Below are 23,716 nucleotides of genomic sequence, written 5' to 3' on the forward strand. Positions count from 1 at the left end.
ACTGTGCGGGCATGTCGAGGCCCCACGATGCGGGAAGTCGGGGTCCGTCTTCGGTGCCAACGTTCGCGCCGAGCGGGACCTGGCTCATCTGTTCGACGCCACATGCGATGCCCATGTCGNTGGCGCCGGTGNCGATGAGGCCCGCGATGAGGTGGTTGGCCTGTTGTGCGGAGCCGCACTGGCAGTCGATCGTGGTCGCGCCGACCTGCCAGGGCAGGCCTGCTGCCAGCCAGGCGGTGCGGGTGACGTTGTTGGATTGCGCGCCGGCCTGGGTGACGCAGCCGCCGATGACCTGCTCGACGAGGGCCGGATCGACTCCGGCGCGCTCGAGCAGGCCGACCTGGACGGCGCCGAGGGTTTCTGCCGCGTGCAGGCCGGACAGCCATCCGCCGCGCTTGCCGATCGGGGTCCGGACGGCTTCGACGATTACTGGTGTACCCATGAGCGCAAACCTCTCCACTGTCAGAAATTAGAACTTGTTCTTACCACTATTTGGTCGGTAATACACCTAGAGGGCAACTGTTTTCGTGTTCCTGTCGCGGTGGAACTGGAACTGATATCGACGCGACTGGAGAATGGGGGTGTGATCCATCCGCCCGGCTGCGCGCAGTCAGACTAACAAGTTGCTAAGATTCGCAACTAGCAGATGGTGGTGTGGGAAGATCACTGCCGAGACACATGAGAGTTCAGCAGCAGGACAAGCCGCAAGACGGGCGACCGGTCCCCGTCGCCCTGGGATCGGACGACAGGAGGACGTCATGGTGAATTCGCGTCAACCGCTGTATCGGATGAAGGCGGACTTCTTCAAGACGTTGGGGCACCCCGCCCGTATCCGGGTCCTGGAGTTGCTGAGCGAGCGTGAGCACACCGTCTCGGAGATGCTGCCCGAGGTCGGGATCGAGCCTGCGAACCTGTCGCAGCAGCTGTCGATCCTGCGCCGCGCGGGGCTGGTCACCGCGACACGGGAGGGGCTGTCCGTGTCGTATGCGTTGACCTCCCCGCGCGTTGCCGACCTGCTGAAAGTCGCCCGGGAGATCCTGGGCGGCGTCGTCGCGGGTCAGGCGGAGCTCCTCGAGGACTCACCGGAGCCGGCGGTGTCGGTGGGCGGCTCGACCCGCTGACAGCGCGCCGACCGGCCGGAGTCAGGCACGGCCATTGATTGCGAATTTTCTTAAGTGCTTATCTTGCGAGAATGGATGGATTGCGTGGCCGGTACTGACGACGAACACCAGCCGGACGGGCTCGCCGGCGGCGTGGAGCCGCGGATCCCGGGAATCGCCGCTGCCGTGGTGACGGTTGGCCACGCCGCCAGCGGACGAGCCGGCGCCCGTCCACATCAATCACCGTGGGCGGCAATGGAGTCCTACACATCGCTGATTCGTCGACACACACCGCTGCGAGCACTGCGGCTGCCGATGACCACCGGCGACCCCGCGGCGGTCGCAGCTCGGATCGGCGCCCTCGCGCCCCGGGTGGCGGTGGCGTTCGTCACCGGCCTGAATGCCGAGGACTCCTCCCGGATCAAGGGTGAGGTGGCAGCGCGTGGCGGACCACTGGTCCTCACCGAACTCGACACCGCCACCGCAGCTCTCGCCGCGACCACGATCTCGACGCTCCGCCGGCGCGGCATCGCACCTCGTTCGGGTCGTGTCGTGGTCACCCGCCCCGAGGCCGCGCCTCTGCTCGGCGCGACTCTGGTCAGGTGCGGGATCGGTCAGGTCACGAACTGGCGCACCGGAGACGCGCAGGCGTTCCCGCTGCGGCGACTGATGGAAGGACACGATGCGCTGATCGACCTCGCCGGCGCGGCCGCCGACACCGACGCGCCCGGTCGCACCGTGCGCCCTCCGGCCGACCCGCACGAGCTGGGTCGGCTGGTCCTGCCGGGGCTGATCGGCGCGCTGTGCGGGCACGACGCCAGCGGTGTGAGCGCGGAGGTGCTCGCCGCGGCCGCACGGGCGCTGGCCCTGACCACCCCGCCGGGGCAGGTGCTGCCCGGACCGGACGACGGTCTCGTCCCCCGCGCGATCGCCCGTGAGGTCGGACGCGTCCTTGCCCCGCCCGCCGACCGCAGCCGGCATCCGTAGCGATGCCCACCCGCACCGCAATCGACCGATTCCGTGAGGAGAACACCGTGACCACACCCGCCGCCGACATCGGGGCCGCCCCGACCGCGCACGAGGAGATCGTGTCCTGGGTCACCGAGGTCGCCGAGCACACCGGACCCGACACCGTGGTGTGGTGCGACGGATCCCCCGGCGAGTGGGACCGCCTGACCACGCAGCTGGTCGACAAGGGCACCCTGGTACGCCTCGAGCGCAAGCCGAACTCGTTCTGGTGCGCCTCCGACCCGGAGGACGTTGCACGGGTCGAGCACCGCACCTTCATCTGCTCGAGGTTCCAGGCCGACGCCGGTCCGACGAACAACTGGATGGATCCCGTCGACATGAAGACGGTGATGACCGAGCACTACCGCGGCGCGATGGCCGGCCGCACCATGTATGTGATCGCGTTCTGTATGGGTCCGCTCGATGCGGCCGAGCCGAAGTTCGGCGTCCAGATCACGGACTCCGCTTACGTCGCCGTCTCGATGCAGATCATGACCCGCTCCGGGACCTCGGTGTGGGACGAGCTCACCGAGGGAACCGAATTCGTCAAATGCCTGCACTCGGTCGGTGCCCCGCTCGTCCCCGGGCAGGCCGACACCGCATGGCCGTGTGATCACACCAAGTACATCTCCCACTTCCCCGAGGAGCGGATGATCTGGAGCTACGGCTCCGGCTACGGTGGCAACGCTCTGCTCGGTAAGAAGTGCTACTCGCTGCGCATCGCGTCGAAGATGGCCAAGGACGAGGGCTGGCTGGCCGAGCACATGCTCATCCTCAAGCTCACCTCCCCCGAGCAGAAGGTGCACTACATCGCCGCGGCGTTCCCGTCCTCGTGCGGCAAGACGAACCTGGCGATGCTCGAGCCCACCCTCGACGGGTGGACCGCGGAAACGATCGGTGACGACATCGCCTGGATGCGGTTCGGTGAGGACGGGCGACTGTACGCGGTGAATCCGGAGGCCGGGTTCTTCGGTGTCGCCCCCGGCACCGGCGCCCACACGAACCCGCATGCGATGGCCACCATCGAGCGGGGCAACTCGATCTTCACCAACGTCGCCCTGACCGACGACGGCGACGTCTGGTGGGAAGGCATGACCGACACGGCGCCGTCCCGTCTGACGGACTGGCGGCGGCGGGACTGGACCCCGAACTCCGGTGAACCGGCGGCGCACCCGAACTCGCGCTACTGCACCCCGATCGCGCAGTGCCCCACCGTCGCCCCCGAGTGGAACGACCCCGCCGGGGTGCCGATCTCGGCGATCTTCTTCGGCGGCCGCCGCGCCACCACCATCCCCCTGGTCACCGAATCACTGAGCTGGCAGCACGGAGTGTTCCTCGCCTCGACCCTGTCCTCGGAGACCACCGCGGCCGCGACCGGCGAGGTCGGCGTCGTGCGCCGCGACCCGATGGCGATGCTGCCGTTCCTGGGCTACCACGTTGGTGACTACCTCGGGCACTGGCTCGACATGGGCACCCGGAGCGACCCCGCACTGCTGCCGAAGATCTTCTACGTCAACTGGTTCCGCCGCGGCGACGACGGCTCCTTCCTCTGGCCCGGGTTCGGGGAGAACTCCCGAATCCTCGATTGGGCGCTGGCGCGAATCGAGGGCCGGGCCGGCGCCCGGGAAACCCCGATCGGAAACGTCCCCGCCACTGCGGACCTCGACCTGACCGGGCTGAAGTTCGATCCCACCAAGATCGACGCCGCCCTGACGGTCACCCCGGTCGAGTGGATCGCCGAGACCCGGCTGATCGACGAGTGGTACGCCACCATCGGTGGCAACACCCTGCCCGACGTCCTGCGCGAGGAACTGGCGGCACTCAAACTGCGACTGGCCGGCAACGGCTTTCCCGGCGAACCGGTTCCTGTGCGCGACGAGAACTTCCGCCAGGTCCGCCGCCTTCGGAACTGACCCGCCGATCTCGGGGACCGGAAAGCCCGCCCGAGACCAGGCGCGCGAGCGTATCGCGCCGAAAGACCCGCGCTCCGCGCCTGACCGGCCCGGCCCGAGCACCCCTTGTCCGCTCGGGCCGGGCCACCCACCACCCACACCCTCAGGATCACCGCGCATGTCCGAACCTCGTCCCACTCCGCACGGCCGTGGCCGCATCGCCTGCGCCGCCCGGGCCACCGCCGACCTGCTGCCGCGCTTCAGCGAGTGGGCGCCCGCCGTGCGCGCCCCGGGCGCGGACCTGCTCGCCGGGCTCATCGTCGCCCTCGTCGCGTTGCCACTCGCGCTGGGGTTCGGGATCACCTCCGGCCTCGGCGCCGCCGCGGGCCTCGCCACGGCCGTCATCGCCGGCGCCACCGCGGCGGTGTTCGGCGGGTCCCGATTCCAGGTGACCGGACCGACCGGCGCCATGACCGTCGTCCTGGTCCCGATCGTCGCCCAGTACGGGCCGACCGGGGTCCTCGCCGTCGGGCTGATCGCCGGCGTCATTCTCGTCGGTCTGGCGTTCGCCGGGGTCGGCCGGGCCGTGCGGTACATGCCCGCCCCGGTGATCGAGGGTTTCACCGCAGGCATCGCGGTCGTCATCGCCCTGCAGCAGGTCCCCGCCGCCCTGGGCGTCACCGGAGTCGAGGGGGAGAAGGTGTGGCAGAGCGCGTTCGACGCCGCCCGCCGCTACGCAGAGAACCCCACACTCCTGGACCCGGTCACCGCGCTCGTCGTCGCGGTGGTGATCCTCGTCGGCGGCCGCTACCTGCCGAAGATCCCGTTCTCCCTGGTCGCGGTCGCGGCCGCCACCCTCGCCGCGCAGCTGCTGCACCTCGACCTCGCCCGGATCGGGGCCCTCCCGTCCGGGTTGACCGCCCCCAGCCTCGATTTCCTGCACCTCGGTGATGTGCCGTCGTTGCTCGCGCCCGCGCTGGCGGTCGCGGCGCTCGGAGCCCTGGAGTCGCTGCTGTCGGCGACCGCGGCCGACTCGATGTCAGTCGGCACCCGCCACAACCCCGACCGGGAACTGTTCGGCCAGGGCCTGGCGAACATCGCCGCCCCCCTGTTCGGTGGGGTGCCGGCCACCGGTGCGATCGCCCGCACCGCGGTCAACGTCCGCTCCGGTGCCCGCACCCGCCTGGCCGCCCTCACCCATGCCGGCATCCTCGCCGCGATCGTCTACCTCGCTGCCGGGCTCGTCGCCGACATCCCCCTGGCCGCGCTCGCCGGGGTGCTCCTGGCCACCACCGTGCGGATGGTCGAAACCGCCTCGATTCTCGCGATTACCCGCGCCACCCGCGCCGACACCCTCGTCCTGATCGCCACATTTCTGGTCACCGTGATCTTCGACCTGGTCACCGCGGTCGCAGTCGGGGTCGGGTTCGCCGCGATCCTCGCCCTGAGGGCGGTCGCCCGCTCCGCCCGCCTCGAGCAGGTGCCGCTCGACGAGACCGGCGATCACAGCGCCGAGGAACACGAACTGCTACGCGAGCACATCGTCGCCTACCGGATCGACGGCGCCGTCTTCTTCGCCGCCGCCCACCGGTTCCTCCTCGAACTCGCCGAGGTCTCCGACGTCAAGGTCGTGATCCTGCGGATGTCGCGGGTCACCACCCTCGACGCCACCGGAGCCCTCGTCCTCAAGGACGTCATCACCCGACTCGAGCACCGCCACATCACGGTCCTGATCTCCGGCGCCAAACCCGAACACCTGCGGCCGCTGGCCGCGCTCGGTGTGTTCACCACCAAGGACAGCGATCAACGCCACCTGTGCGCCACCACCCCCGACGCAATCGACCTCGCCCGCGCACTCGTCCTCTCCGACACCCGCTCCCCGACAACGACCGAGGATCACGAATGAACGACAGCACCCCGACCAGCACCCAGGCGGGGCACGCCCCCACCATGGGGCAGCGCCTGGGCTACATCCTGGGCAAGACCCAGCCCCAGGACCTGCATCCGTGGGTCGTCAACGATGTCACCGGACCGGGCGCGACCCGTCGCTACGCCACCCGCTGCCTCATCCCGCTCGTCCCGATCCTCGCGGGCCTGATGTTCATCCCCGGACCCTGGATCATCCGCGTCGGCATGGTGCTGCTGCTGTTCCTCCCGTTCGTGTACTTCTTGTTCGCGCTCAAGAGCATCTACCTGCGGCACCGGCTCCTCAGTCACGGCCTCGACCCCGAACTGCTCAACACACACAAGAAGCAGCGGCTCGACAAGGAGCGTGACTCCTACGAATCCCGCTACCGCCGAACGCAGTGAGTGCCGGCTCGGAACGGTGAGTCGCGTGCACGTAGCGGCACGACCGCGGTGATACCGGCGACGAGAAGGGTCTCGCCCCATGAGAGGGTCGCGACAGAGGGGTTGACGGTGCTCGGCTGCGCCCACATCATCGCCTCCGGACGCACGTATCTTGTTCGCAGCGAACAGGACTGCCGATCTACGGTCCATTCGCAGGTCCTCGGTGCTTCGGCGTGCAGAGCAACGTCAAGCCCTTCAGTGTTCGACCGGGCACCGGCCGTTGAAGTCGACCTCGAACTCCTTGATGCCGTTCAGCCAACCGGATCGAAGCCGCTTGGGATCGGCCAGCTTCGTGATGTCGGGCATGTGGTCGGCGATTGCGTTGAAGATCAGATCGATCTCGAGGCGCGCGAGGTTGGCTCCGATGCAGAAGTGTGCGCCGGTACCGCCGAAACCCAAGTGTGGGTTCGGGGTCCGCATGATGTCGAAGGTCATGGGTTCGTCGAAGACATCCTCGTCGAAGTTCGCCGATGCGTAGAACATCGCGACCCGGTCACCCTTCTTGATCTGCTGGCCGCCGAGCGTGGTGTCGGTCAGCGCGGTCCGCTGGAAGGCCGTGACGGGGGTGGCCCAACGGACGATCTCGTCGGCGGCGGTGCGGGGACGCTCCCGCTTGTACAGCTCCCACTGCTCCGGATTCTCGAGGAACGCGATCATCCCGTGGGTGATGGCGTTCCTGGTCGTCTCGTTCCCCGCGACCGCGAGCACGAGGACGAAGAACCCGAACTCCTCGGGGCTGAGTTCGTCGCCATCGACGTCGGCCTGCAGCAACTGGGTGACGATGTCGTTGGCCGGGCACCTCTTCCGTTCCTCCGCCATCCGGTATGCGTAACCGAGCAGCTCCATCGTCGCGGTCTCGTGGTCGCCCTCGGACGTGGCATCCTCGTACCCGGTCATCCGGTTGGACCAGTCGAAGACCTTGCCCCGGTCCTCCTGGGGGATACCGATGAGCTCCGCGATCGCCTGCAGCGGAAGCTCACTGGCAACGCGGGTGACGAAGTCGCCTGCGCCGACCGCCGCGGCCTGGGTGACGATCTTCTCCGCACGCTCGGACAGCGCGCCCTCGAGCATGCCGACCGCGCGCGGTGTGAAGCCACGCGCGATGATCTTGCGTAGCTTGGTGTGTTCCGGCGCGTCCTTGAAAAGCAGGATGTGACGCAGCGACTCGACGGCCTCACGGGGAATGTCGTCGTTGAACCGGACGATCGCGGTGTTCTCCCACGTGGAGTACACGTCACCGTCGCGGGAGACCTCCTTGACGTCCTCGTGTCGAGTGACGACCCAGTAGCCGTCGTCAGGAAAACCACCCGTGGTCGGCGGTTGCGGGCACCACCACACCGGCGCCGTCCTGCGCAGTTCTGCGAACTCCGCGTGCGGCACATGCGTGGCGTAGATGTCCGGATCGGTGGGGTCGAAGCCTTCGGCGATGCGTGGTGTGGACACTGTGAGCTCCTCTCTTCGGGCTGTTGGCAGTCAGCCTGACAGGGGAGGAGGTGTCGCAGATTGGCCTAATTTGCCAGTTCGCCGTGGCCCTTTTGTTCGGTGGGTACATCGACGATCGCGCTGCTTCCGAAGGTGTCGAAGCAGTCGAGCGCCAGCTCGAGGTGTAGTGCGCGGTGGATGATTCGCTGGCCGAGGCGCTTCTCGATCTGCTGCACGCGGTATCTCACGGTGTTCTTGTGGACGTCGAGCTGGCGAGCGGCGGCCTCGAAGTTTCCGGGGTGCGACAGTACTGCGCGCAGTGTGTTGCGGAGCCGCGCGGAGGTCTCGTCGTCGCCGAAGAGTCCATGCAGCTCACGTTCGACGAACGTGTTCATGGCGTCGGGACGAGACGCGAGCATCGAGACGACCTCGACGTCTCGATAGGTGGTGACGGGGAGGCCCTGTTGTCCGCGCGAGGCGATCCGTTGCGCTTCCAGTGCCTCGCGGTGAGTTCTCCGGAACCCGTCGATGCCCTTCCCCGGCCGGCCCACCGCGACCCGCACACCAGGAGGTACAAGTGCGGAATCGATCGTGGGTTCTTCGTCGTTCCCGGTCACCATCCAGACCCACAGTCCCCGCGCACCGGATGGGACACAGAGGATCTCTGTCGCCGAGGCCGACCTCGCGAGCCGCTGGGCAAGTGGCTCGAAGATCCGTGAGTCGATGGAAATGGCGTGGTCGGTAGTCCACAACACCAGCGAGGTGTTGACGCGGTGGACCGGGTAGCTGAGCTGTACCGATGCGTCTTCGGTGCTGTTCTGACTGCCATCCAGGATTTCGCGGACCGTGTTCATCCGCATCGAGAACGCTCCGCTGAGTATCCGCTCCCGCTCCTGGGAGTAGGTGGCGGCGAGTTCCTCGAGCATCGAGTTCATGACCTCGCTCGTCTGCTCCCACATCATGACGACGAGCTGAACCTTGATCTCCGCGGACGTGTCCGCGTTGTTGACGAACTCCGTGACGAACCGCCACACGGCGCGGTGACCGGCGTGGTACAGACTGGAGAGAACCCGCAGCTCAAGTCCCCGCCGAGCGATCGTCAGGGCTAACGAGTGCGCTTCTTTGGCTACCGGAACCGACCATAGTGGAGAGGTTCCGGACTTCGTCACAGCAAGGATGGCGCGGAACTGGCTCCGAACAGCCAGCTGCAGATCCCTCTGAACATCTGCATCGGTGGACAGTTCGGGGACGTTGGCTCCCATGGATTTCGCAACATCGTCGATGAACGTTTCGAGGTCGGCCTGGGACAGGCTTTCGGCGATATAGCCTCGCATCCACTCTTCGGCCCGTGCTGCATTCATCGATCGACGCCCCCTCGGACAACGAGAGCCGCTGCGACTCCTGATCCGGCCACCATCATAGGGAGGGGTCACTCCCGATCGGAAGAGTTGAGAAAGGTGTTCGTCAATGGCAGAGCATGCTGTGCTGCATGCCAATTGGATAGGTTGACCAGTTGGTGATCACACTTGAGTGAGGCTCCTGATCATTTCGTCGTCCGGTAGGTGGAGGGACTCGAAGTCGTAGGCGAGAGTACCGAGGTCTGGGTGGTCGAACTCCTTCCGGGTGTGTCGGCGTGGCCCGACCGCGTGGCTCGTCCAGAGGTCGCGGAACGGGTCGATCACGGCTGCCCGCCAGCAGGCGTGAGGCCCTGAGCTGGAATGCGGGATCGTGGTGGTTGGCCGATGCCGGGGCGGCAGGTGGAGTCGATGGGAGAAGATGATTCCGTGAGCTTTGAGCGACTGCGGATGTCCGGATTGGGGTCCGATTCGGTCTCGGTGCTGCGGATCATCTCCTATTTCGACGAACTGGGGGAATCCGCCGCGAACGCGGACACCGTCGTCCGGTCCGCGGCGCTGCTCGCCGAGTGCCCGGTCGGCGTCCGATGGCGGGCGGGCACCGCCATCCGGTATGGGGCGCTGGGGGATCCGCTGGAAGACGATCGCCCCGAGGCGTCGACCGGGCAGGATCTCGAGGTGTGGCTCGAACGCGCGGGCGGGGAGCATCCGCTGGACTCGGTCCTGACGGATCGTTTGCGGCACACGCTGCGGGTGGCCGCGATGCGGCCGGGTGCAGCAGCCGGGCCGCAGATGGGTGATCCGGCACTGCTCGAGGTGGTGCTCTCCGGGAAGGAGCGGCGGGAGGACCGCATCCGCGCCGTGGGGCTGCTCGGCTTGGACCCCACCCAGTACGTTCGCGTGCTCGCGGTGTCCGCGACCACCAACAGCTCGGCGGCGGAACTGATTTCACGATCATGTCCCGGACGGATTGTGCGGTCGGTCGCGGTCGGGAACCTGACCGCGATGCTGGTGCAGGAGGACCTCGACAGCAGGCGGCTCGCCGACGACCTGCACGAGGCGATCGTCGCCGCGTACCCGCCCGGGCCGGGGGCCGGCCGCGACCGCGGCCCGTGGGTGGGGATCGGCGAGCGCACGAGCATCTACGCGGCACCGGCGTCCTGGGACCAGGCGCGGCGTGCGCTGCGCTTCGCCTCCTCGACGGTGTTCGGTCGACGGGCGCTGGCATTCGGGTCCCTCGGCTCGCTCGAACTTCTGGCCGAGATCCCCCTCGAGCGCCTGCTGAACGACCGGGACGTGGCGCGGCTCAATGCCTTTGCGGTCTCCGAGGCCGGTGCGCAGGACGTCACGACGTTGGAGGCGTTCTGCGTGTTCGGCTCGCTCCGGCGGACCGCGACGGAACTGCACGTGCATCACAGCACGGTTGCCGCCCGGCTCGCGCACCTCGAGAAGGAGATGGGCTGGGACCTCGAGCGCTCGACGGACCGGTTCATGGCGACCCTGGCGCTGCTGCTCCGCAGGATGTCGCTGTCCTCGGCGGAACTGGCGGCGTCCGACGCGTTCCTGGACTCCTGACGGCCATCCGACGGGAGTCGGGCTCGGTATCCCGATCCGCCGACGGGCGTCGGATGACACTCGAGTGTGGCGTGGATCACGATAGGTGACGAAGTGTGATTCACGACTGAGAGGAACATCCGATGGCCGTCATCGATTCGAACCGCACCTGGGAGCTGCTCGAGGAGCGTCTCGCCGTCACCACCAACGAGCGGCACCGCCTGGTCCTGAGCGTCGTTCTCGAGCACATGTATGCCGAGGCGGTCCCGGACCTCGACCGCCTCATGGCAACACTGAGCCCCAACCCGGATTACCACTTCTGGAACAACGGCCAGGACGTCGGCCCGAAGACTGCCGAGGGGGTGCGGGCCTACTACACCGCCTTCGTCGAATCGCGCAGCAACGTTCTCGAGTACGCGCTCGACCGGTTGATCGTTGACGATCACTGCCTGGTCACCGAGGGTTACCTGAAGCAGATCTACCCCGGTGCCTACGCCGCGCAGCTCGGATTCCCGGTCGACGACGAGTCCGCGGACTACCTCATCGTGTTCCGGCAGCTGCTCCTGTGGCCGGTGGACGAGAACGGCAAGATCGAGGGGGAGGACTCGTACGCGTCCGGACCGGTGAGCATCACCAAGCTGTCCTTCGACGAGCTTCCCCAGGAGTACATCGATCTCGTTCACGCGCCCACGTCCTAGCGCCCTCCAGGTGGCAGTGCGTGTCCGTGCATGGGAAGTGAAGGCGCGCTGAGCGGGATCGCAACGACCAGTCCGGAACCCAGCTACTCGTCGGTGGTGTGGGACACCCCGATGGACTACGAAAGAGGATGACGTGCCCGCAGAATCTGTTGCCGGACATGAGGTTCCCCGGCTCGCCCCTGCCGAGGTCGCCGAGCGGCGGCTGACGTTCGCCGACCTGTTGCTCATGCGCGCGGAGGACGACCATCCCGGACTGTTGTTCGAGGACTCCCGCTGGACCTGGCGGGAGGTGGTGCGCGAATGCGCCGCCCGTGCATCGGTGCTGTCTGCGCTACGGCGACCCGACCGGCCCTTCCACGTCGGTGCGCTGCTGGAGAACGTTCCCGAGTACATCTTCCTGATCGGGGCCTCCGCGCTGGCGGGCGCCACCCTGATCGGGATAAACCCGACCCGCCGCGGCGCCGAACTCGCTGCGGACATCCGTGGGGTCGACTGCGACCTCATCCTCACCGACCGGGCCGGGCTCGCCCTGCTCGAGGGCCTGGACGCGGCGGTGGACGACGACCGAGTCCTGCTCGTCGACGGCGGTGACTGGCTGGAGAAGGTCGAATCCGTTGCGGTGGAACCGATCACGGTCGCCCTCGAGGCGGGCGACCCCGCGACTCGCCTGCTGTTGACCTTCACCTCAGGTTCCACCGGCGCCCCGAAGGCGGTGATCTGCACGACGGGCCGCCTCGCGGCGCTGGGTGCGATCAACTACTGCTCGCTGACCCGCGCGGACGTGACGTACAACGCGATGCCGCTCTTCCACGGCAACGCGATCATGGCGTGCTGGGCGCCGTCGGTGTTCAGTGGCGCCACCTACACGATGCGCCGCAGGTTCTCGGTCTCGGGATTCCTGCCCGACGTCCGGCGGTACGGGGTGACCTTCTTCAACTACGTCGGCCGGTCCCTGGCCTACCTCCTCACCGCGCCCGAGTCGCCCCTGGAACGGGACACGAACCTGCGGGTGGTCTTCGGCACCGAGGCGGCGCCACGCGACCGGGACGAGTTCGAACGACGCTTCGGGGTCCGTCCGATCGAAAGCTACGGCTCGAGCGAGGGTGCGGTGGTGATCGGCCTGACCCCGGACTCGCCGCCGCACTCGCTGGGCAGGGCCCCGGAGGGGATGAGCGTCGAGATCCACGACGAGAGCGGAAAGCAATGCCCCCGTGCCGTGTTCGACGACAAGGGCGTGCTGCTCAACGCAGGTGAGGCGATCGGCGAGATCGTGAACACGACCGGCGCCGCCATGTTCGAGGGGTACTACCGGAACGATTCGGCGACCGCGGAGCGGATCGACGGCGGCACCTACCGGTCGGGTGACCTCGGATACCGTGATGAGGACGGCTTCTTCTACTTCGCCGGCCGCTCCGGTGACCGTATTCGCGTCGACAGCGAGAACTTCTCTGCGGCGCCGGTCGAGCGGATCCTGGCCCGCTTCCCCGGTGTCCGGTTGGTGGCGGTCTATCCGGTGCCCGACCCGCGTACCGGGGACCGGGTGATGGCCACGATCCAGATGGACGACGGCGCGGGCTTCGATCCGGAGGCGTTCGGGCGTTTCGTGGCGGAACAGCCCGACCTCGGGACCAAGTGGGCACCGCGGATCGTGCGGATCGCCACGGCCATCCCGGTGACGGCCACCCGGAAGATCAACAAGCCGGTGCTGCGCACCGAGTCGTGGCTCGTCGAGGACCCGCTCTACCTGGGTGACAGCGAATGCCGCTACGTGCTCGCGTCCCCGGGCGCGCTCGACGCCCTGCGGTCCGAGTACGAGCGGTACGGCCGCGCGCCGAATTGACCGCTGTCGCGCTCGGATTCGACGAGTCTGTGAATTACACAATGGATCTGGACAGGGAGGACACTGACCGGGCCGGCTGAACTCCGGGTTCCACTAGCGGGCGTTGACTAGGATGCCAGCGTGAACTACTCCTGGTCGTTCCTCGGCTGACAGACGCCCGTATCAGTCCCTGGACCTGAGGGGGGAGCGCAACGGGCGCCGAGGGGTGAACTCTTCAGCGGGAGAGAGGGTGGCCCACACCGCGACACCGAGGCAGATGGCTTCGAACAGGACGGGGACTGCTCTTGGGTTCACGCTTGCTGTTGGGCGCGAACGGTTTCACGGTCCGAGCTGGTCGCCGACGGCGCGGTGCTGGGCCAGGTCCAGGCCCACCGCAGGATGAGGGCGAAGATGATCACTTCCAGTGCAACGCCAAGGCCGTAGAAGTACGCCCAGGAGGAATCGCCCACCACGTTGAATGCCGCGTAGGGGATCTGCACCGAAGCCACGACGAGGTTCGTGATGCGGTTCGCCCGGGCGGGCAGCGTCATCGACAGCAGGACCATGAGGATCGGGATCGTCATGAGCACGAGGAAGGTGGTCAACAGCGTCTGGGTGACGTCGAACTCGAAGACCTTGCCGACGAGGATGTCCTCGACGACGCCGGGCTTGAAGAAGGCGATGATGTCCACGTAGGCGTAAAGGAACATCGCGCTTGTCCACGCGGCGACGAGCTTGGCCCGCACCGGGATCGGCGGGTCCTCTAGGGTGGCGACGGCTCGAGGTGTTCTCATCATGGGCTCCGTTTGTAGTTTGAGGATCGGTAGGTCCACGATCGCTGAGCCCGGCGGCGAGCACATTGGCCCGGAGGCCGGAGTTCGACTCGCCGATGGCATGGTCTCCCTCTCGTACTTTCGGCGGGTACGCCGAGGCGCGCCGACCCCTAGTCTGGAGCCGTGGTCAGTCTCCGGCGCTCCATCTGGAATGAGCCGCGGCCTGCTGACGCCGCCCCCATCGGTCGTCTCGACTGGCTGCTGGTGGGCGTGTTCGCGGCCGCCTCCTTGGTCGAGGTCATCGTTCGACCGGGCTTGGCCTGGCGACCCCTTGTGGCGGTGCTCGCCCTGGCGCTGGTGCCTGCCCTGCTCTCGCGGCGGGGGCGCCCCCTGATGGCCGCCCTGATCGGGTGGGGCATCGCCGGGCTGCTCTCGATCCTCCAGCTGACTGAGCACGCCGGGGACCTCGGCCTCTACTCCATGATGGCCGTCCTGACCCTGCTCTACTCCCTGGTGCGGTGGGGCTCGGGACGGGAGATGGTCTGGGGGACGGCGTTTGTGACAGTCATCGTCGCGCTGGGGATGTACGCCTCCTCCGCGGCATGGCCAGACCTTTTCGGCGGGAGCGTCCTCTTGCTGTTGGTCGTCGCCCTCGCGGCGGTGTTCCGCTACCGCGCGGACCTCTGGCATCGCCAACAGCGCGAGATCCGAGACCAGGAGCGGGTGGCGTTGGCGCGCGAGCTCCACGACACAGTGGCCCACCACGTCTCGGCCATCGCGGTGCAGGCCCAGGCCGGTGGCGTGGTCGCCGGCATCCAGCCCGAGAAGGCTGCCGAGGTCCTGGCCGTGATCGAGTCGGAGGCGTCGCGCGCCCTGGCGGAGATGAGATCCATGGTGCGGGTGCTGCGTGAGGACGAAGCCGTCGCCTACTCACCGCAGCTGGGGGTCGCGGACCTGCCTGCTCTGTCGCGCGCCGACGCGATGCCCACTGTCGAGGTCTCGCTGCACGGTTCGTTGACCCGACTGGCACGACCCGTGGACGCCGCGCTCTACCGGCTCGCGCAGGAATCTCTGACCAACGCCGTACGGCACGCCCGGAGCGCGACCCGCGTCGGGATCGACGTAAGACGGGAGGGCGACGCCGTCAGGCTGCGTGTCAGTGACGATGGACAGACCGAGTCGGGGCCTTCCCCGGAGCCCGGGTTCGGCCTGCTGGGCATGGCCGAGCGCGCCCAGCTCCTCGGCGGATCGCTCTCCGCGGGACCGGGGCCCGAGGGTGGCTGGGTGGTCGAGGCCGTGCTGCCGGTGGAGGCGCTGGCATGAGCATCCGTGTTGTCGTGGCCGACGACCAGGACTTGGTCCGGACCGGGCTGGTGATGATCCTCGGCGCACAACCCGACCTCGAGGTCGTGGGGGAGGCAGCGGACGGGCTCGCGGCGCTCGACCTGGCGACCAGGCTGCGTCCCGATGTCCTCCTTGTCGACATCCGGATGCCCGGGCTCGACGGCGTCGAGGTGACGCGGCGCCTGGCCGGGCCAGACGTGACGGACCCGATGGCGGTCGTCGTGATCACCACCTTCGACCTCGATGAGTACGTGCTCGGCGCCCTCCGCGCCGGCGCCCGCGGCTTCCTGCTCAAAGACGCCGGGCCGGAGCTCCTGGTGCAGGCCATCCACGCGGCGGCGAACGGGGACGCGCTGATCGCCCCCAACGTCACCCGCCGGCTGCTGGCGACCTTCGTCGACCAGGCGCCGGTGGTGCCGGTCCAGCCCGTCGACCCGCTCACCGAGCGCGAGAAGGAGGTGCTCGCGCTGGTGGCACGGGGCCGGACCAACGCCGAGATCGCTACCGAGCTCTTCGTCGGTCTGAGCACGGTCAAGACCCACGTCGCATCGTTGATGGCCAAGCTCGGCGCCCGCAACCGCGTCGAGATCGCGATGTGGGCATACGACACCAGACGTGTGAGAGCCGATTAGCTCCTTCGCTGCACTCAATTGCTGAACCTGCCGACTGATGTTCCAAGCGCGGCCGTCTCGACCCATGGGGCCGGAACCTCGGCGAGGCGGAACCGGAGCACGCACCACACCGACGAATGCGTCGCGTCGCCTCCGGGCACGAGAAGTCCTCAGTCGCCACCGGATCCGCAGCTAGCGCCCCCGCCCCGGTGACGAAATCCACGGATTCCGCGGTCCGACCTCGACCATATTGCGGAAACAAACCTCGTAGCCGCCACGAGGAGCACTCCGGGTCGCGTTCCAGGCGTGCGGTGTGCGGGATATGGGTGATTCCTGGCACGTCAGGGAGGGCTGACGTCCCTCTTCGGCACGCTGCACGGCGATAGCCCGCCAGCGCCTCCCGCAGCGGGGAACAGCCGCTCGACTGCGGCGACAATGGCCGCGCGGCGGTCAGCCAGGAACTGGTCCCGCGCACCGCCTTCTGCCGAGGGCAGGCTGGGCTGGTCCACCCAGGCAGATGCGAGCCCGCTGACGAACACGAGGATATCGAGTGGGTTCCACGAGGGATCGAGCAGGCCGTCCTGCTGTGCGCGGCGGACTTTCTCCACCTTGCCGCGGGCGATGTCCCGGGCGGTGTCGTCGGTGTCGACGCCTTCGAGTTCTCCCCACCGCATGATGCGTCGATTGTCGGGGTGCGCGATGAAGTAGTCGTGGACGCGTCCGGCGTAGCCGGGCAGGTCGGTGGGGTTCAGCTGCGTTGCCTCGGCGACCGCGGCGAGCTGCTGGGCGGCGACGAACCGGTAGAGCTCGTCCTTGCTGCGGAAGTAGGCGTAGACGCGTTCCTTGCTGGTCTTGGCGGCCTTGGCGATCCGATCGATCCGGGCACCGGCGATCCCGTGCTGCGCGAACTCGGCCGTAGCCGCGTCGACGATGCGGTCACGGGGTGAATCGGCGCGAGGCGAGGGCGGCACCATCCCACCGTACCAACCCGAACTGTTTGGTTTGACGATGTGCGCAGCCGCACATAGAGTCAAACCGAACAGTTCGGTTTGGATTCAGGAAGGGATTCATGCAGCAGAGATCATTGGGGACGCAAGGACTGACCGTGTCGGCGATCGGTTACGGGTCGATGGGCACCGTCGTTGGGTACGGCGCCACCGACGACTCCGAGTCGGTCGCCGCGATCCGCCAGGCCCATGACCTCGGGGTGACGTTCTTCGACACCGCCGAGATGTACGGCTGGGGTGACGGGGAGAAGTTGCTCGGCCGGGCGGTGGCACCGTTCCGCGACGAGGCGGTGATCGCCACCAAGTTCGGGTTCACCCCCGGCTTCGGCACCGACTCGCGGCCCGAACACATCCGCGAAGTGGTCGAGACCAGCCTGCGGAACCTGGGGGTCGACAGCATCGATGTGCTGTATCAGCACCGCCTCGATCCCTCGGTGCCGATCGAGGACGTCGTCGGCGCCATGGCCGAGTTCGTCGACGCCGGCAAGGTGAAATACCTCGGACTGTCGGAAGCGACCCCGAGCGCCATCCGCAGGGCTCATGCCGTGCACCCGATCTCGGTGCTGCAAACCGAGTATTCGATCTTCGCGCCGGTCGCCGAACCCCTGTTCCCGCTGCTCGCCGAGCTCGGTATCGGGTTCGTCGCCTACTCGCCGTTGGCGCGCGGGTTCCTCACCGGCACCGCGAAACGGGCCCGCGACTACGACCGCGGCGACTTCCGCACCCTCATGGACTGGTGGAACGCCGACAACTACGATGCCAACACCCGCGTTGTGGATCAGCTCACCGAGCTCGCCGCCGGCAAGGGCGTCACAGTCTCGCAGCTGGCGCTGGCGTGGATCCTCGCGCAACGCGACTTCATCGTCCCGATTCCGGGCTCCCGCAATCCCGACCGCGTCGCGCAGAACGTCGCCGCCGCCGACATCGAGCTCACCGCCGACGACCTCGCACGCATCGCCGCCATCGCACCCGGCGGCGGCCACGGCGACCGCGGAACACCCTCGCCATGGCTCTAGACCACCGTCGGCCCGATCACGCCGACACACGCGCCGCAGACGGAGGGGACGTCATGGCGGCGTTCTTCACCCGTGAGAACGGCCGGTACTTCCCGGGCCGCAAGTCCCTGAGCGCCTGGTCTGCCACCCAGTTGTCCGGCACCGTCGTCTGCGGACTGCTGGCGCACGGGCTGGAGACACACAGTCCCGGACCGGAGTTCGTGCCCGCCCGGTTCACCGTCGACATGTTCAGCCCGGTCCTGGACGAGCCGATCGAACTGCGCAGCACGATCGTCCAGGATGGCAACCGCATCCGGGTGGCCGACGCGGAGATCGTCCAGCGAAGCCGTATCCGGGCCCGCGCGACAGCGCAGTACCTGATCGCCGCCGCCGAGCCGCCCGGTGAGATCTGGCGCCCCAGCCAGGACCTGCCCGTCCCTGACGTCCGCCTCGACCACCCGGACGGCTCGATGCCACTGTTCAAATCCGGGTCCGGCGACTGGACACACAGCTTCACCTCCGGCTTGAACTCGCACCGCAAGAGCGTCTGGAACAACATCCCTCCGCTCATTGACGGTATGCCCATCACAGCGTTCGAGCGTTCGGCCTTCGTCGCCGACTTCACCAACCTCATGTGCAACTGGGGCACCGCCGGCGTCGGCTACATCAACACCGACGTCACCATGACCCTGTCCCGACTGCCCGACGGACCGGAACTGGGCCTCCAAGCCCAGAACCACGTGGCCGCGAACGGCATCGCGATCGGTACCGCGAGCATCTACGACCGCACCGGGCCGCTGGGGACCTGCACGATCACCGCACTGTCCAACGCGCGCAGGCAGGTCGACGTGGCAGTCGCCGGCGCGATACAGCCAGCGACCGCAGCCATGATCTAAGCCTTCCTGACGATCCAGGCGGTGCTCAGCATCCCGTCCGATCCCACAAAGTCAGTGACCCGACGTCAACCGCTCAAGCGGCTGCCGCCCGTACAGACAGCTTCATTGAGAAAGAGACCTCCGCTCCATGACCATCACCGCAACAGATTCCAGACCGCGTGAACGCGCTGCGGCTGCGGTCGGACTCGCCGACCGTGAACTGCCCTTCTCCCTGCCGCCGCGCTTCGACTCGGTCGACGCTGAGCGCGAGTACCGCAAGGCCCAACTGGCCGACGGGTTCCGGATCTTCAGCCGGCTGGGATTCTCCGAGGGTGTGACCGGGCACATCACCGTTCGGGATCCCGGAGAACCGGACACCTTCTGGGTCAACCCGTTCGGCATGGCGTTCTCTCAGATTACCGCCCCCGACCTGGTCCGCTGCGACCACGACGGCAACGTCCTGGAAGGGCGCTTCCACGTGAACCGCCCGGCCTTCGTCATCCACGCGGAAGTGCACCGCGCCCGACCCGACGCCATAGCCTCCGCCCATGCGCACTCCCTGCACGGTAAGGGTTTCTCCACACTCGGGATCCCGCTGGACCCGCTCACTCCGGACGCGTGCGCCTTCTTCGAAGACCACGGCATGTACGCCGAATTCGGCGGCGTCGCCAACGAAGTCGAGGAGGGCCAGCGCATCGCCGAGGCAATCGGGAATCACAAGCCGCGATCCTGCAGAACCACGGTCTGATCACGGTCGGCACGTCGGTGGCAGAGGCGGTGTGGTGGTTCGTGTCGATGGACCGCGCGTGCCAGGCGCAATTGCTGGCGATGGCCGCCGGCACGCCGAAACCCATCGACCGTGAGTCGGCGCTCAAGGTCCGCGAGCAGACCGGCGGGCACTTCTCGGGCTGGTTTCAAGCCCAGCCGATGTGGGCCGAGCTGGCCGCAGCGCCGGGCTAGGGACCATACGACGGGCCAGTGGTCGTGACCAGGAACTACAACTGACAGGTAGGAACATTCACCGAGAGGACACGGCGTGGCGCCGTCGGTGAGGCTCCCCGGCGGCGCCGCGTTGCTTCCTGCCACTGGTTCGTTGTCCATGTTGCCCCGACACAGTGAGCACGATCCCGTGGCGGCCATGGTGTAGGTCCCCATCGCCAGACGTCGGTGCACCATAGTGCAGGGAGGTTCTGGAACTGCACGCACGCACGAGAGAAAGAGAGGGTATACACCGATGCGGTGTCGTGCTGGGCTACATGCGTATTGGACAAGTTGGCCAGTCGGCAATCACCTGAGTGAGGGCTCCCGATCACACAAATCAGGATGAGCTCCAGACTTGGGGCCAAGATGGCGGGGTTCTGGCAGGCTACCTGGCGCCGATCGCGAGGGACATTGCGGAACTGGCGGATACGGCTTGCTTCGGTGTTCGGCCGAGACGGATGCCCACGCGCTCACTATTTGCGAAACACGTTGACCAGCGTGGGGCCGAATGCGGCGAATGCGGCAGTTCCCCCTGCAAGCGCCATGCCGACCAGTGCGGCCTTTCGAGGCAGTCCGCGACGGGCGGCGTCCGCAACCACTGCAGCGTCGATCAGGTCCATCGCGATCCCGGCACGCAGATTCGCCCGACGCACGGTGGAATCCGGATGCAGCGCAGCTGCGCCCAAGACGATGTCACGAACGCCGAATGCCTTGATCCACACTCCTAGATCGCTACTTGGGTAGGCAATACCCAACGCGTTGTGGACCTGCCGTGACGCGATCGCGGTGGTTGCACCCCACAGGATCCGTCCAACGCCAATCGCGTGGGAAACCACGCGCTCGGCCGAATCGTCCTGGTGCGTACTTGGTGCCGTCACGGCGGTCAGCTTGCCAGGCCGGAGCCCGAACCCAGCCAGTCGGGGCCCATACGGCTCGTGGATCGACCCAGAGGGAAGAGAAAGAGATGGGTCTCGACGCCGCCAGGAAGCCCAAGCCGGCCGGCCCCGAGATCCACCGCTAGTCGGATTCCGTGGAGATCATCCGCTCGCGACGACCTCGAACGCCTGGACGAACTGCGGGACTGAGCGTTCGACGCGCAGTCCGCCGGCCCCCCCAATTCGCCGGCGACGGCGTTGGACGGGACCTCTTCGCGGTGAAGCTCGGGAACCGATCCGATTCCACCGGAAGCACCCGGGCATCGTCGAACTCGATGCCCAGGTGCCCGCGTTCAGCGGAGGAGCCTGTCGGCCAAAGTGATCCACTGGTCCGGATGAACGAACGCCACAACGGTGTCGTGGGCGATGCCCACGTCCACGAAGGCGTCGTCGACTCCGCGGTACCGCGTCGACAATGACGCGCGCAACGAGCCGCCGATGCCGGAGAAGCCCAACTCCACCATGGCCTGGTAGGCAAGGCGATCAGCCACCAGGGGCACCGGCCGTCGCTCGATCCGCAGGATCGCCGCGTCGACCGACGGCACCGGCCGGAAGCTCTCCCTGCCGATCCGCGCGATCAGCTCCCAGGTGAACCACGGCCAGTTCCGCACCGTGACCAGGCTCCAGCGTTCGAAGTCGCCGGACCGCTTTCGCGCGTACTCCAACTGCGTGATCAGCGTCGCCGAGGTCAGGGACGGGGCCCGCAGGCACCAGTCGACGATCTTCGACGTGACCGAGAACGGGATGTTGCCGACCACCGCGAACGGTTCTCGCGGCGGTCGGACAGCGGTGAAGTCGCCCCGCACCACCGTGAGCCCGGTCCTGGCCTTCAGCTTGGCGGCCAACAGCGGGTCGACCTCGTAGCCGACGACCTCGGCGCCCGCTGCGTCGAGCGCGACAGTGAGTGCGCCGTCGCCAGATCCGGGTTCCAAGACGAGTCCGCCGGGCCTGGCCACCTTCACCACGAGGTCAATGGCATGCCGGTCGGTCAGGAAGTTCTGCGAGAGTTCCCGCCTGGCCCGATCCCTGGGTGTGCGACCGCCCGTGGCCCGAGCCTTCTTCTGTGTGTGCGAGTAGTTTCCGTGTGCGAATGACTGTAATGCCACAGCTGTTGCCCTTCCGGGTCTTCGAGAGGAAAGAGGTCTCGAAGGGCCCTGGGCGCGCCAGCGCGACCGCGGTCCGCTAGCGGGCCAGAGCCCGGCTGTGGCGAATACGAGTGAAGACGAAGCAGTACATGCGCCAGAACGTACGGAGTCGTCGCGCACTCCGCAACGCAATTTCTCCGGCAGGTCGAGGATCTGCCGAATACGACCGTTCGGGTGGAGTTGCGATGGAAACGGAGGTCCGATTTCGGGTGGTCTCAATAGGAGAGGGGTGTTCACTCATGACTACTGAGCACGTGCGCCGACCCGACCGGTTGGCTTGATCAGTTGATGATCACACTCTGTGGGGCGGTTGATCACACCTGCCTGATGCCTGGACGTGCATCATGTTGGCCCGGCAGGCGGCCGCCGCCGGGCACATCCACCGGCCGCTGATGATTACCCGAGCCGCCTGCCTGCGGGGAGTGGCGGGTGCGGCGAATGTTGGCTCCGATGGTCCTGTGCGCGCCACGCCGGGTCGCCGTGATCAGCCATACGCACAGGGCTACCAATGCCGCGAGCCAGCCGAAGATCGCGTCGATTCCTCCGCTGATGGTGTGGGGGACAATGAGGCCGGTCACCACTGTCAGCACGCAGACCATGGTCACCACACGGAATCGACGCTCGCTCACCGCTTCATTCTCTGCCGGCGATCGGCGTCGGGCAAAGACCTAGCCGCGAGCGGGACCGTGGGTCGCCCTCTCCCAAGTTCAGGCGACCGGCCTCGGCTGCGTCTCGTCGGCGTCCGTGCCGTGCAGATGAGTCGGCGCGGGTAGATCAGGCTTCGACTGTCGGCCAGAAGAGCTCGAACAGTCGCTGTCGCCAGCCCTCGACGTGGCCGAGACGCCCCCGTTCGGCTACATAGGCCCCGACTATCCCATCGACGAGGGTGTCGTTGTCGAGGTCTGCGCGGAACTCGCCCGAAGACTTCGCATCGTCGATCGCTGCGGAGATCTGCTGCCGATACCTCGCGAGGATGGACCGGAACGTTTCGCTGAACTCGACGTCTTCGTCCGTGAGAAGTGCTGCCATGCCACCGAATCCAATGCCGTGCTCGATGGAGGCGACTGCTCTATCGATGATCCAGGTCAGTCGTTGCCGGGGATCGAACTCGTCATCTGCCAGCGGAGGAGTCGACAGTGGAGCCAGTGCGCCGGCCAGCATTTCGCGGCGATCGGCGTACCTCCGATAGATCGTTGTCTTGGCGACCCCAGACAGCGCGGTGACCGATTCGACGGTCACCGCGCCGGGGCCTCTCGATCGCAGCAGTTCGAGGACTGCGGTGTGGATTCGGTCGTCGGTGCTCGGTGGGCGGGCCATCGGTCTCCTTCGTGCTCTCTTCGCGGCGCGGGCAATTCTTCCACGTGCTACGGTGGGCGTAGCGCTACGATCCGCGTAGCGTAGCGAGGAGGTTGTTGACGTGCAGGGTCTTCACCGGGCCATCCGTTCGGTTCCATTTCCTTTCGTGGGATACGTCATGGGCCTGCTCGGCTTCATCGGTCTCGGAACGGCGGTGAGTGCATTCGCCTACGGTCACCCGGCCACGCCCGCATTGGCGGTTGCGACGCTCGGCGCCTTCGTCGCAATGACACTCAGTTTCCGTGTGCGCGCCTACCAGATCGCCCACACCGATGGTGAGTCGGTGCGGCTGAGTCTGGATCCGCTGATTCCGGCTGAGGATTCCCGCGCCGCTGAGCGCTACCTTGCCCGGTACCGGGCGAGTTAGCCGAGTGACTCGACGTTGAGACAGGTGCCGTCGTAGCTGACCTACTCCGAAGTGCTGGTCTTCGGATCGACTGGTGATCCACGACCGCACACCCGGACATGCGGATGCCATCCCAGTACGGCACCCACGC

Annotated in this window: 22 protein-coding genes and 2 pseudogenes; 14 read left to right on the forward strand and 10 right to left on the reverse strand. The window is 67.3% G+C overall.

Going from position 1 to position 23,716, the window contains the following annotated elements; all coding sequences use genetic code 11:
• Window positions 1-442: pseudogene (locus RHCRD62_RS13710) on the reverse strand (steroid 3-ketoacyl-CoA thiolase); the annotation flags it as partial.
• Window positions 443-758: 316 nt separating this feature from the next.
• On the opposite strand from RHCRD62_RS13710, the gene RHCRD62_RS13715 reads away from it, so the two are divergent.
• The 5 genes from RHCRD62_RS13715 (at window position 759) to RHCRD62_RS13735 (ending at window position 6,310) form a co-directional block, all read left to right on the forward strand.
• Window positions 759-1,121, forward strand: a complete 363-nt coding sequence (locus RHCRD62_RS13715; protein WP_050065307.1) for an ArsR/SmtB family transcription factor — start codon at window positions 759-761, stop codon at window positions 1,119-1,121.
• A gap of 84 nt (window positions 1,122-1,205) precedes the next feature.
• On the forward strand, window positions 1,206-2,087 hold the full coding sequence (locus RHCRD62_RS13720) for a hypothetical protein (protein WP_253277318.1): 882 nt from the start codon (window positions 1,206-1,208) through the stop codon (window positions 2,085-2,087).
• A 47-nt stretch (window positions 2,088-2,134) separates the two neighbouring features.
• Window positions 2,135-4,021, forward strand: a complete 1,887-nt coding sequence (locus RHCRD62_RS13725) for a phosphoenolpyruvate carboxykinase (GTP) (protein ID WP_050065794.1) — start codon at window positions 2,135-2,137, stop codon at window positions 4,019-4,021.
• 157 nt (window positions 4,022-4,178) lie between these two features.
• The gene (locus RHCRD62_RS13730; RefSeq protein ID WP_050065308.1) at window positions 4,179-5,906 is read left to right on the forward strand and encodes a SulP family inorganic anion transporter; all 1,728 of its coding nucleotides are present in this window, start codon (window positions 4,179-4,181) and stop codon (window positions 5,904-5,906) included.
• Window positions 5,903-6,310: a DUF5313 family protein gene (locus tag RHCRD62_RS13735; protein WP_050065309.1), complete on the forward strand. Its 408-nt coding sequence runs from the start codon at window positions 5,903-5,905 to the stop codon at window positions 6,308-6,310. Before RHCRD62_RS13730 ends, RHCRD62_RS13735 begins: the two co-directional genes overlap by 4 nt.
• Before the next feature lie 234 nt (window positions 6,311-6,544).
• On the opposite strand, the gene RHCRD62_RS13740 is transcribed toward RHCRD62_RS13735, so the two are convergent.
• The 3 genes from RHCRD62_RS13740 to RHCRD62_RS26725 all read right to left on the reverse strand — a co-directional run bounded on the left by RHCRD62_RS13740 (window position 6,545) and on the right by RHCRD62_RS26725 (window position 9,453).
• A complete protein-coding gene (locus RHCRD62_RS13740; RefSeq protein WP_050065310.1) occupies window positions 6,545-7,792 on the reverse strand; it encodes a cytochrome P450 in 1,248 nt (415 codons plus the stop codon).
• A 65-nt stretch (window positions 7,793-7,857) separates the two neighbouring features.
• Window positions 7,858-9,267 (reverse strand): PucR family transcriptional regulator, encoded by a 1,410-nt coding sequence (locus RHCRD62_RS13745; RefSeq protein ID WP_253277319.1) that lies wholly within the window; start codon window positions 9,265-9,267, stop codon window positions 7,858-7,860.
• A gap of 24 nt (window positions 9,268-9,291) precedes the next feature.
• The gene (locus RHCRD62_RS26725) at window positions 9,292-9,453 is read right to left on the reverse strand and encodes an MmyB family transcriptional regulator (RefSeq protein WP_172671064.1); all 162 of its coding nucleotides are present in this window, start codon (window positions 9,451-9,453) and stop codon (window positions 9,292-9,294) included.
• A gap of 123 nt (window positions 9,454-9,576) precedes the next feature.
• On the opposite strand from RHCRD62_RS26725, the gene RHCRD62_RS13750 reads away from it, so the two are divergent.
• From RHCRD62_RS13750 to RHCRD62_RS13760, 3 genes are all read left to right on the forward strand, one after another.
• Entirely contained in the window at window positions 9,577-10,701 is a 1,125-nt protein-coding gene (locus RHCRD62_RS13750) for a PucR family transcriptional regulator (RefSeq protein ID WP_172671079.1), read from the forward strand.
• A gap of 122 nt (window positions 10,702-10,823) precedes the next feature.
• Window positions 10,824-11,378 carry a hypothetical protein gene (locus tag RHCRD62_RS13755; protein ID WP_050065313.1) on the forward strand — a complete coding sequence of 185 codons (555 nt, stop codon included), beginning with the start codon at window positions 10,824-10,826 and terminating at the stop codon, window positions 11,376-11,378.
• A 133-nt stretch (window positions 11,379-11,511) separates the two neighbouring features.
• Window positions 11,512-13,218 (forward strand): AMP-binding protein, encoded by a 1,707-nt coding sequence (locus RHCRD62_RS13760; protein WP_253277320.1) that lies wholly within the window; start codon window positions 11,512-11,514, stop codon window positions 13,216-13,218.
• A gap of 290 nt (window positions 13,219-13,508) precedes the next feature.
• On the opposite strand, the gene RHCRD62_RS13765 is transcribed toward RHCRD62_RS13760, so the two are convergent.
• Window positions 13,509-13,991 carry a DUF6326 family protein gene (locus tag RHCRD62_RS13765; RefSeq protein ID WP_050065796.1) on the reverse strand — a complete coding sequence of 161 codons (483 nt, stop codon included), beginning with the start codon at window positions 13,989-13,991 and terminating at the stop codon, window positions 13,509-13,511.
• A 162-nt stretch (window positions 13,992-14,153) separates the two neighbouring features.
• Here RHCRD62_RS13765 and RHCRD62_RS13770 point away from each other — a divergent pair, with 162 nt between their 5' ends.
• Both RHCRD62_RS13770 and RHCRD62_RS13775 read left to right on the forward strand, forming a co-directional pair.
• Window positions 14,154-15,293, forward strand: coding sequence for a sensor histidine kinase (locus RHCRD62_RS13770; protein WP_050065314.1), 1,140 nt, complete (start codon window positions 14,154-14,156; stop codon window positions 15,291-15,293).
• The gene (locus RHCRD62_RS13775) at window positions 15,290-15,946 is read left to right on the forward strand and encodes a response regulator (RefSeq protein ID WP_050065315.1); all 657 of its coding nucleotides are present in this window, start codon (window positions 15,290-15,292) and stop codon (window positions 15,944-15,946) included. The genes RHCRD62_RS13770 and RHCRD62_RS13775 overlap by 4 nt, the downstream gene beginning before the upstream one ends.
• Before the next feature lie 320 nt (window positions 15,947-16,266).
• On the opposite strand, the gene RHCRD62_RS13780 is transcribed toward RHCRD62_RS13775, so the two are convergent.
• Window positions 16,267-16,899 (reverse strand): TetR/AcrR family transcriptional regulator, encoded by a 633-nt coding sequence (locus RHCRD62_RS13780; RefSeq protein ID WP_050065316.1) that lies wholly within the window; start codon window positions 16,897-16,899, stop codon window positions 16,267-16,269.
• Between the two features lie 95 nt (window positions 16,900-16,994).
• Here RHCRD62_RS13780 and RHCRD62_RS13785 point away from each other — a divergent pair, with 95 nt between their 5' ends.
• The 3 genes and pseudogenes from RHCRD62_RS13785 (at window position 16,995) to RHCRD62_RS13795 (ending at window position 19,762) form a co-directional block, all read left to right on the forward strand.
• Window positions 16,995-17,948: an aldo/keto reductase gene (locus RHCRD62_RS13785; protein WP_050065317.1), complete on the forward strand. Its 954-nt coding sequence runs from the start codon at window positions 16,995-16,997 to the stop codon at window positions 17,946-17,948.
• Window positions 17,939-18,823, forward strand: coding sequence for an acyl-CoA thioesterase domain-containing protein (locus tag RHCRD62_RS13790; RefSeq protein WP_253277321.1), 885 nt, complete (start codon window positions 17,939-17,941; stop codon window positions 18,821-18,823). The genes RHCRD62_RS13785 and RHCRD62_RS13790 overlap by 10 nt, the downstream gene beginning before the upstream one ends.
• Before the next feature lie 127 nt (window positions 18,824-18,950).
• A pseudogene (locus RHCRD62_RS13795) lies at window positions 18,951-19,762 on the forward strand (class II aldolase/adducin family protein).
• A 494-nt stretch (window positions 19,763-20,256) separates the two neighbouring features.
• Here RHCRD62_RS13795 and RHCRD62_RS13800 read toward each other — a convergent pair.
• The 4 genes from RHCRD62_RS13800 to RHCRD62_RS13810 form a co-directional block, all read right to left on the reverse strand.
• Complete coding sequence (locus RHCRD62_RS13800) at window positions 20,257-20,505, reverse strand: hypothetical protein (protein ID WP_050065319.1); 249 nt, start codon at window positions 20,503-20,505, stop codon at window positions 20,257-20,259.
• Window positions 20,506-21,011: 506 nt separating this feature from the next.
• Window positions 21,012-22,100: a 23S ribosomal RNA methyltransferase Erm gene (gene erm / locus RHCRD62_RS13805; RefSeq protein WP_367379644.1), complete on the reverse strand. Its 1,089-nt coding sequence runs from the start codon at window positions 22,098-22,100 to the stop codon at window positions 21,012-21,014.
• Window positions 22,101-22,177: 77 nt separating this feature from the next.
• Window positions 22,178-22,492: a hypothetical protein gene (locus RHCRD62_RS25855; RefSeq protein WP_157050921.1), complete on the reverse strand. Its 315-nt coding sequence runs from the start codon at window positions 22,490-22,492 to the stop codon at window positions 22,178-22,180.
• A gap of 145 nt (window positions 22,493-22,637) precedes the next feature.
• Window positions 22,638-23,180: a TetR/AcrR family transcriptional regulator gene (locus tag RHCRD62_RS13810; RefSeq protein WP_050065321.1), complete on the reverse strand. Its 543-nt coding sequence runs from the start codon at window positions 23,178-23,180 to the stop codon at window positions 22,638-22,640.
• 157 nt (window positions 23,181-23,337) lie between these two features.
• On the opposite strand from RHCRD62_RS13810, the gene RHCRD62_RS13815 reads away from it, so the two are divergent.
• Window positions 23,338-23,586, forward strand: a complete 249-nt coding sequence (locus RHCRD62_RS13815; RefSeq protein ID WP_050065322.1) for a hypothetical protein — start codon at window positions 23,338-23,340, stop codon at window positions 23,584-23,586.
• Window positions 23,587-23,716: the final 130 nt, after the last annotated feature.

This window comes from Rhodococcus sp. RD6.2 (assembly GCF_001040705.1).
GTDB lineage: Bacteria > Actinomycetota > Actinomycetes > Mycobacteriales > Mycobacteriaceae > Rhodococcus_G.

What these genes read in the sequence shown, in the direction of transcription:
- RHCRD62_RS13715 (WP_050065307.1), top strand. Translation starts at nt 759, where the DNA reads ATGGTGAATTCGCGTCAACCGCTGTATCGGATGAAGGCGGACTTCTTC.
- RHCRD62_RS13730 (WP_050065308.1), top strand. Translation starts at nt 4,179, where the DNA reads ATGTCCGAACCTCGTCCCACTCCGCACGGCCGTGGCCGCATCGCCTGC.
- RHCRD62_RS13735 (WP_050065309.1), top strand. Translation starts at nt 5,903, where the DNA reads ATGAACGACAGCACCCCGACCAGCACCCAGGCGGGGCACGCCCCCACC.
- RHCRD62_RS13750 (WP_172671079.1), top strand. Translation starts at nt 9,577, where the DNA reads ATGTCCGGATTGGGGTCCGATTCGGTCTCGGTGCTGCGGATCATCTCC.
- RHCRD62_RS13755 (WP_050065313.1), top strand. Translation starts at nt 10,824, where the DNA reads ATGGCCGTCATCGATTCGAACCGCACCTGGGAGCTGCTCGAGGAGCGT.
- RHCRD62_RS13765 (WP_050065796.1), bottom strand. Translation starts at nt 13,991, where the DNA reads ATGAGAACACCTCGAGCCGTCGCCACCCTAGAGGACCCGCCGATCCCG.
- RHCRD62_RS13775 (WP_050065315.1), top strand. Translation starts at nt 15,290, where the DNA reads ATGAGCATCCGTGTTGTCGTGGCCGACGACCAGGACTTGGTCCGGACC.
- RHCRD62_RS13780 (WP_050065316.1), bottom strand. Translation starts at nt 16,899, where the DNA reads ATGGTGCCGCCCTCGCCTCGCGCCGATTCACCCCGTGACCGCATCGTC.
- RHCRD62_RS13785 (WP_050065317.1), top strand. Translation starts at nt 16,995, where the DNA reads ATGCAGCAGAGATCATTGGGGACGCAAGGACTGACCGTGTCGGCGATC.
- RHCRD62_RS13790 (WP_253277321.1), top strand. Translation starts at nt 17,939, where the DNA reads ATGGCTCTAGACCACCGTCGGCCCGATCACGCCGACACACGCGCCGCA.
- RHCRD62_RS13810 (WP_050065321.1), bottom strand. Translation starts at nt 23,180, where the DNA reads ATGGCCCGCCCACCGAGCACCGACGACCGAATCCACACCGCAGTCCTC.
- RHCRD62_RS13815 (WP_050065322.1), top strand. Translation starts at nt 23,338, where the DNA reads ATGGGCCTGCTCGGCTTCATCGGTCTCGGAACGGCGGTGAGTGCATTC.